The following is a 14046-nucleotide window of genomic DNA, read 5'->3' on the forward strand; positions in this document are numbered from 1 at the left end:
ATTCTATTTACATGACATTCGCCATTATAAAAGAACGTAAAAACCCACCAGATAGACGTGTCGTTTTTTCGCCACAACATTTAGCAGAAGCAAGAACTCAATTTCCTGAAGCTACCTTTATTGTAGAATCTTCTGATATTAGAATTTTTCCAGATGAGGCTTATGCAAAATTAGGTTTCGAAGTTTTAGAAGATGTATCCCATGCAGATGTTATGATTGGTGTTAAGGAAGTGCCAATTGAAAAATTAATCCCAAATAAAAAATACTTTTATTTCTCTCATACCATAAAAAAGCAGCCTTATAACAGAAAGCTTTTAATTGCCATGTTAGAAAAAAATATAGAAATGTACGACCATGAAACTATCGTTAAAAAAAATAATGCCAGACTTATAGGGTTTGGTCGTTATGCAGGTTTAGTTGGTGCTTATAATGGTTTTAGAGTATTAGGATTAAGGGATAATTTATTCACTTTGCCTAAAGTTGAAACTTTAGCTGATTTAGATGAAGTAAAAGCAGAATTAGATAAAATTACCATCCCAAATATTAAAATATTATTAACAGGAACAGGTAAAGTAGCCCATGGTGCAAAAGAAATTTTGGATCATTTAGGCATTAAGCAAATTAGTGATGCGTTGTATTTAACAAGTCAATTTACAGAACCGGTTTATGTTATGGCAGATGTTATGGAATATGCTAAACGAAAAGATGGTATAGTAGGTGAGAGGTCAAAATTTTATAAAGACCCAACAGGTTACGTAAGCAACTTTATGCCATACGCAAAAGAAACAGATTACTTTATTGCAGGTCATTTTTATGGTAATAATGCACCTTATTTATTTACAAGAGAAGATGCTAAACATCCTGATTTTAGAATTAATCTCGTAGCAGACGTATCTTGTGATATCGATGGTCCTGTGGCAAGTACTATTAGACCTTCGACTATTGCAGACCCATTTTATGGTTATGATGCAATGACGGAAAAAGAAGTTGCTTTTAACGCTGATAATGCTATTACAGTAATGGCAGTGGATAATTTACCATGCGAATTGCCAAAGGATGCGAGTGAAGGTTTTGGGGAAACGTTTTTAAAATATGTGATACCTGCCTTCTATAATAATGATGTAGACGAAGTTTTAAAACGTGCTAAGATTACCGAAAATGGTAAATTAACTGAGCGTTTTAATTACTTGCAGGATTATATTAATGAAGAGTAAAAAAACAAAAATAGCTCTAGTTACAGGAGCGGCTTCGGGTTTAGGGTTTGAGTTAGCATTGTTACTAGCTAAAGATGCTTATACATTAATATTAATAGATATTGATGAGGATCGACTAAATGATGCAAAGAATAAAATACTCGATACTTATAATGCGACAAAAACAACTCTGATCCTTAAGGATTTAAGCTTACCAAATGCGGCAACTGAAATTTACAATGCTGTAAAAAATATAGAAATAGATGTCGTCATTAATAATGCAGGTTTTGGATTGTTTGGAACATTCTGCGATACAGATTGGGAACGTGAATCACAAATGTTGAATCTTCACATCATAACTACAACACATCTTTTAAAACTTATTTTACCAGATATGGTAAAACGTGGTTCTGGTAAAATCCTCAATCTATCTTCATTAGCAGCATTTCAGCCTGGTCCATTAATGGCATTATATTATGCCTCTAAAGGTTACATATTATCATTTTCAGAAGCAATATCTAATGAATTAAAAGGAACAGGTGTTACTGTAACGGCTTTGTGTCCTGGCCCTACGAAAACATCCTTTCAGAGTGTAGTGTCTGAGGACGCAGCAGAGAATAAAATAGCTTTTAATATGGCTTGTCCAAAAGAAGTCGCTTTGTATGGTTATAATGCTATGCAAAAAGGTAAAGTTGTTGCAATTCCTGGTACTATCAATAAATTTTTATCTGTGTTGCCTAGAATACTAACACGTAACAGAACAACGAAAATTGTTCGAAAAATTCAAGATAAGAATAGAGCCTCTTAATTTTTTTATAACGGTTGATAATCTATTACACTTAGGTTTCCATCTTTTAAATTGATATACTGATAATTAACGCGGTCGTGTTTATCAAATCCTCCGTTTTTATTAGTGTCCGAAATACTTTTAAAATATAATCTATTTAATTCTGGTATAACTTTCCAATACGCAATTTTAGCCAAATCTGGTGTTAGTTTTTTTAAATTTTTGCCATCAATAGTACTGATATAGAGTGCTTCAACATCTTCGGTGTTTATTTTAGAATCTTTATTAGTATCTGTGTCTCTAATTGTATAAATTAAATACTGAAGTCCGGTTTGTTCTTTAATATCTTTAAGAAATCTTACCGAAGTAATTTCAACTATTTCATCAGTTAAAGGTGTTAGTTTTTTAGAATTTAAGTGCTGGAATTTTAAATTGCTGAATTCGCCTCTAATAGAAAAATCATTATAATTTGAGACAGAAAATGAGTTATATCCTCGTTTACCAGAATAACTAGAAAATCTCGACTTGTATTCTGTAATATGTCCTATAGGGTGAATTAAATAGTCTGTACTATCGATTAAGATAGGTAAATCTGCAATTTCAATCTTAGAACTATCTTTTTTTACTTCAGTTTCTATAGTGGCATCATGATTGATTCTATTCGTTCGTCGTTCATCGCAATTAGACAGAGTTATAGCCAGTATGACGATTAAAATTATTGATTTCATGTTTTCGTTTTTTAATTGTTTTCTAAGGTATTTAAATTCTTAAACATCCAAAAGCCTACCACTAAGAATAGTCCAAATCCTATAGTAAAGAGCCAAGCTTCATAATGTTGAAAAGGTGCAATAATTATATTTATGATATCTATAAACAGTATTTGCGGACCACTTATAATTTCCCAAGAATTGTATCTTAAAAAACGACCTAGGTAAACACCAAATCCACATAAAAATAAAATAATAGTTGTAATTGTTTTTACTGGAAGTTTTTCAAATTTAGACGACATAAGATTTTGCATATCAATTAGCGATAAGTAAAATAAAAACAAGCCACTTAAAGCAAAAGATAAAACCACTAAGATATCTAACCATAAAAAAGTATTGTTGGCAGTTCTTAAATGTATTAAGTCGGTAATAATATATGGCGCATTTGGTAAGAAGGCTAACCAAACTAAAAAGCCAAATCCAAGCGTAACTTTACTTATATTTTTTTTGGTGCTGAGATACATGGTTATAGCATAAGGAACAAAAGCTAAGAAGACATTCCAAATTAAAAATAAGTAGAAAAAAGACTTGTTCAATTTTATTCTTACCAATAAAGAGATACCACTAAATAATAAGGCAACACTAATTAATGATAAGGTTTTAAATTGCGATTGAATAACGTTTTTTATCAGATTCATAAGGTAATATTTTGAAGTGAATTATATCTTGTAATTGATTTCTCAACGATTAAAACAGTTACAATTCCTAAGGTATAAGCTACCAAATCTGTAAATTGAAATGTACTGCCAAAAATGAGTTTTGCAGTATAACTATCTTGTAAATTAAAGTAGGCTAAGAAGGGTGTGAGTTGGAGGAATTCAATACCAAAAGCAATTATGAGGACGACTAAACTAGAGGCCCAAACACTCATGTTAGTGCATCCTCTAATAATTGCATATAATAAAATAACCACGAGATAATCGCCAAACGTATGACGAATAAATCCTGTTTTTAGTGTGAAGGCAATAGCCAATTCTACCAGAAAAAGAAAGTGGGCTAGGCCTAAATAGTATTTGTTAAATTGAATTTTCATGATGTGATGTGTGTTTTATTTAATGGCTATTTTATCGCCTAAAAATTTTGGTTCTACATTAAATAATAAATCTAAACTCGCTTTTGCACGCGCTAAATATTCTCTCGCTGGTCGTTTAAAAACATCCTTTGCGTTATAAGCGATAGCATTAACATCAAAATGTTGTGCGATATAAATAGCACGTTCGTTATGAAATTTTTGAGAAATAATGGTAAGCGAATCTTGGCCAAATATTTCTTTGGCTCTCACTATCGAATCTAGCGTTCTAAAACCTGCATAATCTAAAAATATGCGCTCAGCCGGAATTCCTTTTTCAATTAAATCGTTTTTAAAATCTGTTGGCTCATCATAGTCTTTAAGGCTATTGTCTCCACTGACTAATATGTATTCAATTTTTCCTGCTTTGTAGAGTGCAACGGCTGCATCAACTCTGTGTTTATAAAACAGATTTATGTTACCACTAGGCGCCAAACGACTAGCACCAAGTACGAGTCCGACTTTGTTTTTTGGAATGCTGTCTACATCATCATAACTAAGTCCTTTAGCTTTGTAACCAACCCAATGAAAGGTGGTTAAAACACCAATAGTCATAATAATACCTGCTAGAATTAATAGTTTTAATTTTTTCATGCTGTACTTAGATTAAGATTGAATAGTTCGCTTTTTGAGAAAATGGCATCTCTAAAATCTGAAATTGAAACCTTTAATAATTTCTGATAATCGTAATGATGAAATGCATTTGCTGTCTTTCCTGTTTTAAAAGATGTGTAGTAATATTTATAATAATCAGGAAGAATAGCAATACCCAAAATTATGGCACCATACAAATACGGACTGCGTTTTCCGTTGCCATAGCAGAGGCATTGAAGTGCAATTTCATCTTCTACTTTGGTACTGTAGCCACACAGTACGTGGTAGCAGTCGTGTCGCTCTACTTTTGGGATGAGTTCAAAATTATTTTCATCTAAAAAATCGCCTAAATGTCTTCCAAACGAAGACATCGGATAGTTAAGTAAATCGGCTTTTGAGACCTTCCAAGGCTTATGGCTTTTAAACATTGAAGTATAGATACGTTGCGAATGTTCAAATAACCAAATGATGAGTTGCTTTCGTTTTTCTTTAAATATTTGGAATAGGTTGTTCATGGTAATTTGGGTTGATGCTGTTCTGTTAAATGTGTTGTGTTGTTGTATGTTTTTTTACAATGTTTCAACTTAAAATTCCATATCAAAAGCGCAAGACAGTAAACACCTAAAACGTAGTACATAGCAAAATAGGCGAAACCTGAACTGATAAGTATTGCGGTCAATATTGTGGTTAAAACTATGATGTAATACGGAAATTGATTTTTAAAAACATACTGTTTATCATTCGGTTTTTTTGAAAACCAAAACATACTAGAGATACTTATTCTAAGTATAACAAACGTAAATCCACCGCCAAATAAAATGGCAACTATTATTAATCCTGCCATATCACTTAGAATTGAGTTTAATATTGTCGTATTGTAATTCTTGCCAATTATTGTTTCTTAATTGATAGACATAGTTGTAGTATTTAGATTTTATCTGTTCTATTGAATCTTGGTCTAACGATTGAGAATTTAATTGTTCATTTAGTATAAACGTATTGTTGTTAGAGAGGTTTAATACATATTTAAAGTCCATAGATTTGGCGTGATTAAAATTGTAATCCGTAATGTGATAATCCCAATTTATAGTGCTAGAAACTATGAGAATAATAAAGGCAGCTTGCGTATTAACTCTAAACAAATACCAATTGTTTTTTATAGCACTTATTTTTAGTAGTGTGGTTACAAGACCTATAGTAGCAAGAATTAGATACACTAAAACGCCAATTCTTTTGTAGGTTAATCCAAAGTAGTAGATGTACTGACTGTTTTTAAATGTGATACTGAATACAAGAAGAATATTGAGGATAATCCAAGTGTAGGCTAAACGTTTTAGAGTTTGGTTTTGTTGATAGAAGTTGAGGTTTCCTCTAAAAACGTACAATAGAATCATAATGGCAATAAAAATGGATGCAATTAATGCATTAATGCCACTATGCACTTGTGCTGAAAAAAGCGAGGCTTTTATTTCGAAATCTGAAGTAATAAATGCAATATCAGTGATGAGATAGAGCACTATAAGAGCGTTTAATAATGAAATAAGAATAACACCAAGCTGATTTTCTTGCTTAAGTTTAGGAACAGAAAACGCGTTGGTTTTATGTAGATTGTTTTCTGTATTTAAATCTAATTCGGTAGCTGGTTCTACTTCAATGGGTGCATAGATATTATTGAATAAATAGTAACCCAAACCAGCAACTAACAACCATTGAATGTTGACGAAACTAAAATCTATCTTGTCAATAATGTTACTAAAAACAGGATTTCCTTCTTTATATAATCCAATAAATGTGATAAGAATTACAGCAGGAATCAGTATGATTTTTGCCCAATGTAAATAGTCTATCGGTTCTTTTTCTGCGTTATCATCGTCGTTTGATTTGGTTTCAGATATGGCAAAATTTCTATGAAAGAAACCGGCAATAGTGGTATACAATCCATTAAGCCAATTGATATAAATGGACGATTTAGTTTCAGAAAGATGGCCAATTAAAGTAAAGAATGAAACCACATTGGCAATAATAGAAAGTGTAGAACTATGAAAAAATATAGTTAAACCTGTAATAAGATACGCAACCGAATAGATTTGGGTTTTTCTGTTTTTAAAATGCGATTGATTATTAATAAACAGAATTACAACGGTAAGAATACTAAATAGAAAAAGGTTAAGTCCTATGGATTGGTCATAGAAGAAGGTGCTAAATAATAAGGCTGCGATAAAGAGTGCTAATTTTTTCATGTTTAATTATTTTAAAGTACTTTGTATTTCAAAGTAAATGATTAAAAAAAAGCGACATACTAATTGTAGTCGAAATATTGGGTTTCGTTAATTTATGTGGTTGTAATATTTAATCGTTTTATATCTTGTTTATAGGCTGTTGGTAAAATGATGTCCTTTAAAATCCAATCGAGTTTAAGACTTCTAAAAATTTTATAAACTGAAATTAATGGTTTCAATACGGATACTTTTCTCAATCTTAGTAAAACTCTAACAACATTAGGTAATAGTAATATTTGTGATTCTAATAATAAACGATACCTAAAAAGGCCTAAATGTTTTCGGTATTGTTGGTATAAGTCTTTAGTATAGTTTCCGTTTTTTAAATTTTCGTTTAAATGATTTTGTCTTTCAATTTTAAAATCGGAATAGGTTAGTGGTAGGTTTTTAATTCCCATTCTAGAACCAACATTGCCAAAAACGTTTAAAACTTCTTGTTTTTCTTCAAGTTGAAGTTCTCTTTCTAAAATTTCATAAGAACGAATCGAGTAATCAATCAGCATATATAAAACATCTTTATAAGCCCATTCTGGAATCTTTGTACCTCGTTTATTTTCAACTGAAGTGTGAATTGCCGTAATATGATTTATCGCTTTAATAGCATCATCTTTCTCAGAAAAAACAATGGCTTTGGCATAATTAACCGTAGAAAATAATCGCCCCAAAGGGTCAGATGGTAATTTGCCAGTAAAGTAGAGCCAATCGACTGCTTTGTTAGTGGCAAACTCAGCAGATGCACCAGCAAAGACCAAAAGAATGGTGTCGCTAGTTCCCCAGATTTCTCTGACTATTGAGTTTTTATGTACAAAGTTTTCCATCTAAATTTCTAAGAATTAGGTCTTGTTAATCAATTTTTCAAGCGCTTCAATGTGTTTTTTAAATTCTAATTTGCCAAGTTTAGTAGCACTATATCTTGTGTTTGGTTTTCTTCCAATAAATTGTTTTTCAACCAAAATATAGTCTGCTTTTTCTAATGCTTTGGTGTGGCTCGCTAAGTTACCATCTGTGGCGCCTAACAATTCCTTCAGCATTTTAAAATCGGCATGCTCATTAACCATAAGTACAGACATAATGCCTAGTCGTATTCTGTGGTCAAAAAGTTTATTTATGTTAGTAATTATACTCATAGTGTTTCCTGTAACTTCAGGAATAATTCTTAATTGTACGGTTTATCAAATTTACTTTCAATTAAAATAGTATCATTTAAAACGGTAATTTTTATTTCATCTTCAATCTGATAACCATTGGTATAATAGCCAAATGATTTAGAGATAATGGTATTGTTTTCAGTGTTTTTAAAGGCAATGAAATAACTACCATCTGTTTTTGCTTCGGTCATTGAGATGCTATATGCAATACTATTTCCTTTGTCTAGACTTATCGTTTCGTGATTAGCGTTTGGATTAATACTTAATGAATCAATTTTAAAATCACTCGCATTAGTAATAACAAATTTTCCTTTATTAAAATGACAAGATGTACAAAGTATTAATAGCACCACAGAAACAGAAAGTGTTTTAATTGATTTCATGTGTGTCCGATTTTAGTTGACATCATATTTAAAATGCATCCAAGTGCCATAAATAATATGCATTACACCAAAGCCAATTGCCCAAAGCCAAAATCCATAACCAGGATAATAACTCGCTATTAAGCCTAATATAATCTGAATATAACCTAAATATTGAATGTCGCCTATGCTATATTTTGAAGCACTAACTAATGCTAAACCATAAAAAATGAGCATTAAACCACCAGTTTGTCCATATCTACCTTGAGTTAAAATAATTAAACAATAAATACCACCAACGGTTAGCGGAATTAAAAAATTTAATAATAGACGCTTAGAGGAGCTGTCCCACATTTTGTCACCAGTTTTTTTAGCTTTTCTTGTGGTAAGAATTATACCAGTAACTGCACTCAAAATGGCTATCATCATTAAAACAGCCATGCAAGCCCAAAATACCCAACCATGAAATATATACAAAGTGCCACCACTTTCCGTCATTACTAACCAATAGGCAACAGCTGCACCAATAAGGGCATAAATGCCAGCGAGTACGCCAGATAAACCACTTAAAGAAATAAATCGCGACGATTTATTCATAAGATTTTTAATCTCACTAATGTCTTTTAGATAATCTTTATCGCTCATATTTAAAGTACTTTGAAATACAAAGTAAAATAAATAATTCGGTTTGAGCAAATTTATTTTGCAGTTTTAGCTAAATTTATAATCTAACTAATAACAAAAAACACGAAATGATCGGATTACTCTTAACAATAGCAAACATCTCTGGTGGTATTTTACTTGGTCTTGCAACACTAGATAAATGGGATGGTGAAAGCAATTTTTTTAATAACATAGCAGGCAAATTAGTACCATTTCAAACCGTAATAGGTGGTGCGCTTATTATTTTATCTATACTCACTTTTAGGGGAAGTTTACTTTTTAGCATTGTAAGCATTTTAGGAGGAATTCTTCTATTAACACATGTGTTTAGTAAAGTGCCCTCGTTAGAAACAAGTTTAAGAAAATTATCTGCAACGCTTATGCCCTTTAAAGCGGTAATTGGTATTGCATTACTTGTGATAGGAATTTTACGAATTTTTTAATCGAAATTAATTTGAATCCTGCTGAAGCGCACATTTTAAAACAACCAGAACCTTACAGGTCTATTTATTTGCATTTGCAAGTATTAATAGAGCATACGTTTCCAGAAGCAAACTTATTATACAAATGGCGATTGCCTTGTTATTATATTGATAAACGACCAATCTGTTATATAAATCAAAGTAAAGACTATGTAGACGTTGGGTTTTGGCATTCTGCACACTTATCTAAAAAATGGGATTCTTATTTGGTCACGGAAAAACGAAAAGTTGTGAAATCACTTCGTTATAAAACACAAGACGATATAGATGATTCTATATTTATTTCAATTTTAAAAGAAGTTGAAGGTATAAAACAGAAAGGTTTTTATAAGAAAGATGATTTATAGTGTGATTACATTTCGGCAGGAAAAAATAATAGTCGGAAAAATATGGCACCTACAAAAACTAATAGCAAAATTAACAAACTAGCAGCAACTATTTTTAATGGCCATTCCACTCCAGCTGTTACGTAAGAGCCATCATAAACGTCTTGAAGTATTTTATCACGCTCACTTTTCTTAGGATATTTTATTCTTAATATAATCCATCCTAAAATGTGATATAAAATATCTGCCAATGTTAATTATAGTCTGTTTATTGTTTTTCTAATAGCCACTAAGTTAGAAAGAAGTCCTTCTAAATTATCTAAGTGTAGCATGTTAGCTCCATCACTTTTTGCATTTGCAGGATCAAAGTGGGTTTCAATAAATAGACCATCTACATTATTTACAATGCCTGCTCTAGCAATGGTTTCAATCATATCTGGTCGTCCACCAGTCACGCCAATACTTTGATTAGGTTGTTGTAGCGAATGTGTAACATCTAAAACAGTAGGAGCAAATTCACGCATAGTAGGTATACCTCTAAAATCTACGATCATGTCTTGGTAACCAAACATGGTACCTCTATCTGTAATCCAAGCTTTTTCATTACCAGCGTCTTTTACTTTTTGTACAGCATGCTTCATGGCTTCCGGACTCATAAATTGTCCTTTTTTCAAATTGACCACTTTTCCTGTATTTGCTGCAGCAACTACTAAATCTGTTTGCCTAACCAAAAATGCAGGAATTTGCAATACATCTACATATTCTGCAGCCATTGCAGCATCAGAAGCTTCGTGTATATCTGTAACCGTCGGAACATCAAAAGTTTCAGAAACCTTTCTAAGTATTTTTAAAGCTTTTTCGTTTCCAATTCCCGTAAAACTATCAATTCTACTTCTATTGGCTTTTTTAAAACTGCCTTTGAAAATAAAAGGAATTTCAAGTTTATTAGTAATGTTAATTACCTTTTCTGCGATGCGTAAAGCCATGTCTTCGCCTTCTATAGCGCATGGTCCACATAGTAAAAAGAAATTGTTAGAATCTGTATGTTTTAATTTAGGTATAAGTTTTAAATCCATATCAATTTAAAGGCAATAATTAGAATGCAAATATACTATTTAACTATAACTTTTAAACCTTAAAAGGATACAACATTTTCGTTAAAGACTATTCGCTAATTGCAAGGTATTCTACATTAACGATTTGGTATGTATCTGGTGGAAGAATCCCAAGTTCTATTTCGTATTCTCTATTCATTGAAAGAATGCAACTAGAATTCGCTGAAATCTCATTACAAGGTTCATCAGCATCTGCAGAGAGGTTTCCGGAGTATTCAAAATCTCCATTGTATATAGTTAATATAGGAAAGCCAGAAACATCAAAATTATTATGATTATTAAGCTGAATCTCATATTGAACTAATGTGGTGTTATTACCTGTATCTGGTACATAATTAAAACTTAATATTTGATAAGAAAAATTCTCTAAGACTGGCGCTTCGATAATTTCAGGCACTTCTGGTACTTCAAAATCACAGGACACTTTTTGCGTTATTATATGAGTATAGCTCTGACTACCCACAAAATATATTTGAGGAATTTCGATTATTTGGGTACATTCTTCTTCAGATGGGCAACCCATCAAAATTATAAAAAGTGGTAAGCAAATAATAGATTTTAGTTTTGTTAAATTTAAATTCAGAATTATCGTCACAGTTTTAGGATTAATTGTGTTAGCCTAGAAATATACAATTTTGACGGCTGTGATGTTATCCTTTTTATGAAATTTAGTTACAAAGTTACTAAGTTACAAAGTTACAAAGTTACAAAGTTACAAAGTTTCAAAGTTTCAAAGTTGAATTTATTTTTTCCATAAGTGAATAACCAATTCTCAAAAAACCTTATTCATACTATTTCTAATCATCCAAAGTGACATCACAAAATTTCCAATTACAAGAATACCACCAAGAAACAGTAATTTTTCAATGGTTTCTGTCCAATTTAATATGTGCAATAGATTAAAAACATAGGCAAAGAATAAGTAAGATGATAAACAAACAAATACAATTCCTAAAGAGAAATTCAGTTGTCTACTTGGTTTTATAAGTTGCCAAACAAAAGGAATACCAAAGAGTAAAATAGGATAGGCAGAAATACCTTCTAGTTTATTTATTGTTGTAAACCAATATATGATTATGGCAATGAAATAGAGGTATGGGACAAATTTGGTGAATTTGTTAATGCTTTGCATGCGTTAATTATTAAGGGTTATAATTATTCAACATTTAAGCCTTCATGTTGTTAGAATGAGGATTATAAACTAAGCGATAGGCTATTTGCTGTTAATCAATTATTTAACGTAAGATACGACATCGGATTATTAGAAAATGAAATTATAACAATTTATTAACGTAATGACTAGAATAAGATGTACCTTTGCACGCTTAAAATCAGCATAAGTTATGGCTAAGATTAAAAATATTGCAATTATTGCACACGTCGATCACGGAAAGACAACATTGGTAGATAAGATTATGTATCACTGTCAATTATTTCGTGAAAACGAAAACACAGGAGACTTAATTCTAGATAATAATGATCTAGAACGTGAAAGAGGAATTACAATTACTTCTAAAAACGTTTCTGTTATTTATAAAGATACTAAAATCAATGTAATTGATACACCAGGTCACGCCGATTTTGGAGGTGAGGTAGAGCGTGTATTAAATATGGCTGATGGTGTTTTGTTATTGGTAGATGCTTTTGAAGGACCAATGCCACAAACCCGTTTTGTATTACAAAAAGCCATTGATTTAGGTTTAAAACCCTGTGTTGTTGTAAACAAAGTAGATAAAGAAAACTGTACGCCAGACGAAGTACACGAAAAAGTGTTTGACTTAATGTTTGAGCTTGGTGCAGAAGAGTGGCAATTAGATTTTCCTACCGTATATGGTTCTGCAAAGAACAACTGGATGAGTGAAGATTGGCAAGTAGAAACTGAAAATGTTGAGCCATTATTAGATATGGTTATTGAGCATATTCCTGAGCCAAAAATTGAAGAAGGAACAACTCAAATGTTAATTACATCATTAGACTTCTCTTCGTTTACAGGACGAATTGCTATTGGTCGTTTAACAAGAGGAAGCTTAAAAGTGAACCAACAAATCTCATTAGTAAAAAGAGATGGTTCTATAGTAAAAAGTAAGATTAAAGAACTTCACACTTTTGAAGGCGTAGGTCGTAAAAAAGTTGAAGAAGTACAAACAGGAGATATTTGTGCTATCGTTGGATTAGAAGGATTTGAAATTGGTGATACAGTTGCTGATATTGAAAACCCAGAAGGTTTAAAGACGATTGCTATCGATGAGCCTACAATGAGTATGTTGTTTACAATTAACGATTCGCCTTTCTTTGGTAAAGACGGAAAGTTTGTAACATCTCGTCATATAAAAGATAGATTAACTAAAGAGCTAGAAAAGAACTTAGCTTTACGTGTTGAAGAAACAGATAGTGCAGATAAATTCATGGTTTTTGGTCGTGGTGTACTACACCTATCTGTATTAATTGAAACGATGCGTCGTGAAGGTTACGAACTTCAAATTGGTCAACCACAAGTAATCATTAAAGAAATTGATGGTGTTAAATGTGAGCCGTTTGAAGAAATGACAATTGATTTACCAGAAAATGTATCTGGTAAAGCTATTGAAATGGTAACAATGCGTAAAGGAGAAATGACAAGTATGGAAGCTAAAGGCGACCGTATGGTTTGTGAATTCTTAGTACCATCTCGTGGTATTATTGGTTTGCGTAATCAGTTATTAACAGCTACAGCTGGTGAAGCAATTATGGCACACCGTTTTGTAGATTATAAGCCACTTAAAGGTGGAATTCCAGAACGTCAAAATGGATCTTTAGTATCTATGGAAAACGGACAAGCAATTCCTTACTCTATTGATAAATTACAAGATAGAGGTAAGTTTTTCGTTGATCCAGGTGAAGATATTTACGAAGGTCAGGTTATTGGAGAAAATTCTCGTGGTGATGATATGACGGTTAACGTAACTAAAACTAAAAAGTTAAGTAACGTACGTTCTTCTGGTGCAGATGATAAAGCGAAGATTGTACCAGCTATTAAATTTTCTTTAGAGGAAGCTTTAGAATATATTCAGAAAGATGAGTATGTTGAAGTAACACCAAACCACTTAAGGTTACGTAAAATCTATTTAAAAGAAGTAGATCGTAAGCGTAATAAAAATATGTAGAACATATTTGATTATAAATTGAGGAAAAGAGAAATACTGAAAAGTGTTTCTCTTTTTTTTGCAGTAAATAGAAGGATAATTCAACTTATTTCTCAATCAATTTGAATTCATTTGGACT

General features: G+C 31.7%; 20 protein-coding genes. 5 read left to right on the plus strand and 15 right to left on the minus strand.

Features of this window, described 5'->3' with window-relative positions; genetic code table 11:
• Positions 1-11 precede the first annotated feature (11 nt).
• Together Q0891_RS15125 and Q0891_RS15130 are read left to right on the plus strand one after the other, a co-directional pair.
• Positions 12-1214 (plus strand): NAD(P)-dependent oxidoreductase, encoded by a 1203-nt coding sequence (locus Q0891_RS15125; protein ID WP_299102961.1) that lies wholly within the window; start codon positions 12-14, stop codon positions 1212-1214.
• Positions 1204-2001, plus strand: coding sequence for an SDR family oxidoreductase (locus Q0891_RS15130; protein WP_299102964.1), 798 nt, complete (start codon positions 1204-1206; stop codon positions 1999-2001). Before Q0891_RS15125 ends, Q0891_RS15130 begins: the two co-directional genes overlap by 11 nt.
• Before the next feature lie 5 nt (positions 2002-2006).
• Here Q0891_RS15130 and Q0891_RS15135 read toward each other — a convergent pair whose 3' ends face one another.
• The 11 genes from Q0891_RS15135 to Q0891_RS15185 form a co-directional block, all read right to left on the minus strand.
• Entirely contained in the window at positions 2007-2708 is a 702-nt protein-coding gene (locus Q0891_RS15135; protein WP_299102966.1) for a hypothetical protein, read from the minus strand.
• Positions 2709-2719: 11 nt separating this feature from the next.
• On the minus strand, positions 2720-3385 hold the full coding sequence (locus Q0891_RS15140; protein ID WP_299102968.1) for a DUF1361 domain-containing protein: 666 nt from the start codon (positions 3383-3385) through the stop codon (positions 2720-2722).
• Positions 3382-3780, minus strand: a complete 399-nt coding sequence (locus Q0891_RS15145) for a DUF2809 domain-containing protein (protein ID WP_299102970.1) — start codon at positions 3778-3780, stop codon at positions 3382-3384. The genes Q0891_RS15140 and Q0891_RS15145 overlap by 4 nt, the downstream gene beginning before the upstream one ends.
• Positions 3781-3795: 15 nt before the next feature.
• On the minus strand, positions 3796-4410 hold the full coding sequence (locus tag Q0891_RS15150) for an ElyC/SanA/YdcF family protein (RefSeq protein ID WP_299102972.1): 615 nt from the start codon (positions 4408-4410) through the stop codon (positions 3796-3798).
• Entirely contained in the window at positions 4407-4925 is a 519-nt protein-coding gene (locus Q0891_RS15155) for a Coq4 family protein (protein WP_299102975.1), read from the minus strand. The genes Q0891_RS15150 and Q0891_RS15155 overlap by 4 nt, the downstream gene beginning before the upstream one ends.
• On the minus strand, positions 4922-5254 hold the full coding sequence (locus Q0891_RS15160) for a hypothetical protein (protein WP_299102977.1): 333 nt from the start codon (positions 5252-5254) through the stop codon (positions 4922-4924). Before Q0891_RS15160 ends, Q0891_RS15155 begins: the two co-directional genes overlap by 4 nt.
• Before the next feature lies 1 nt (position 5255).
• Positions 5256-6650: a DUF4173 domain-containing protein gene (locus Q0891_RS15165; protein WP_299102979.1), complete on the minus strand. Its 1395-nt coding sequence runs from the start codon at positions 6648-6650 to the stop codon at positions 5256-5258.
• A 92-nt stretch (positions 6651-6742) separates the two neighbouring features.
• Entirely contained in the window at positions 6743-7507 is a 765-nt protein-coding gene (locus tag Q0891_RS15170; protein WP_299102981.1) for an oxygenase MpaB family protein, read from the minus strand.
• Between the two features lie 15 nt (positions 7508-7522).
• Positions 7523-7816 carry a transcriptional regulator gene (locus Q0891_RS15175; protein ID WP_299102983.1) on the minus strand — a complete coding sequence of 98 codons (294 nt, stop codon included), beginning with the start codon at positions 7814-7816 and terminating at the stop codon, positions 7523-7525.
• Positions 7817-7845: 29 nt separating this feature from the next.
• On the minus strand, positions 7846-8220 hold the full coding sequence (locus tag Q0891_RS15180) for a hypothetical protein (protein WP_299102985.1): 375 nt from the start codon (positions 8218-8220) through the stop codon (positions 7846-7848).
• Positions 8221-8232: 12 nt separating this feature from the next.
• Entirely contained in the window at positions 8233-8844 is a 612-nt protein-coding gene (locus tag Q0891_RS15185; RefSeq protein ID WP_299102987.1) for a hypothetical protein, read from the minus strand.
• Between the two features lie 107 nt (positions 8845-8951).
• On the opposite strand from Q0891_RS15185, the gene Q0891_RS15190 reads away from it, so the two are divergent.
• Both Q0891_RS15190 and Q0891_RS15195 read left to right on the plus strand, forming a co-directional pair.
• Positions 8952-9305, plus strand: coding sequence for a hypothetical protein (locus Q0891_RS15190; protein ID WP_299102989.1), 354 nt, complete (start codon positions 8952-8954; stop codon positions 9303-9305).
• A gap of 11 nt (positions 9306-9316) precedes the next feature.
• Positions 9317-9691 (plus strand): DUF1801 domain-containing protein, encoded by a 375-nt coding sequence (locus tag Q0891_RS15195; RefSeq protein WP_299102991.1) that lies wholly within the window; start codon positions 9317-9319, stop codon positions 9689-9691.
• A gap of 5 nt (positions 9692-9696) precedes the next feature.
• Here the strand turns inward: Q0891_RS15195 and Q0891_RS15200 are convergent, their stop codons facing one another.
• The 4 genes from Q0891_RS15200 to Q0891_RS15215 form a co-directional block, all read right to left on the minus strand.
• Positions 9697-9921, minus strand: coding sequence for a hypothetical protein (locus Q0891_RS15200; protein WP_299102993.1), 225 nt, complete (start codon positions 9919-9921; stop codon positions 9697-9699).
• A 6-nt stretch (positions 9922-9927) separates the two neighbouring features.
• Positions 9928-10746, minus strand: coding sequence for a 3-deoxy-8-phosphooctulonate synthase (gene kdsA / locus Q0891_RS15205; protein ID WP_299102995.1), 819 nt, complete (start codon positions 10744-10746; stop codon positions 9928-9930).
• Between the two features lie 88 nt (positions 10747-10834).
• Complete coding sequence (locus Q0891_RS15210; RefSeq protein WP_299102997.1) at positions 10835-11308, minus strand: hypothetical protein; 474 nt, start codon at positions 11306-11308, stop codon at positions 10835-10837.
• A 249-nt stretch (positions 11309-11557) separates the two neighbouring features.
• Positions 11558-11917: a hypothetical protein gene (locus tag Q0891_RS15215; protein ID WP_299102999.1), complete on the minus strand. Its 360-nt coding sequence runs from the start codon at positions 11915-11917 to the stop codon at positions 11558-11560.
• Between the two features lie 211 nt (positions 11918-12128).
• On the opposite strand from Q0891_RS15215, the gene typA reads away from it, so the two are divergent.
• Complete coding sequence (typA, locus tag Q0891_RS15220) at positions 12129-13928, plus strand: translational GTPase TypA (protein ID WP_299103001.1); 1800 nt, start codon at positions 12129-12131, stop codon at positions 13926-13928.
• Positions 13929-14046: the final 118 nt, after the last annotated feature.

The organism is uncultured Winogradskyella sp. (genome assembly GCF_947498005.1).
Lineage (GTDB): Bacteria > Bacteroidota > Bacteroidia > Flavobacteriales > Flavobacteriaceae > Winogradskyella.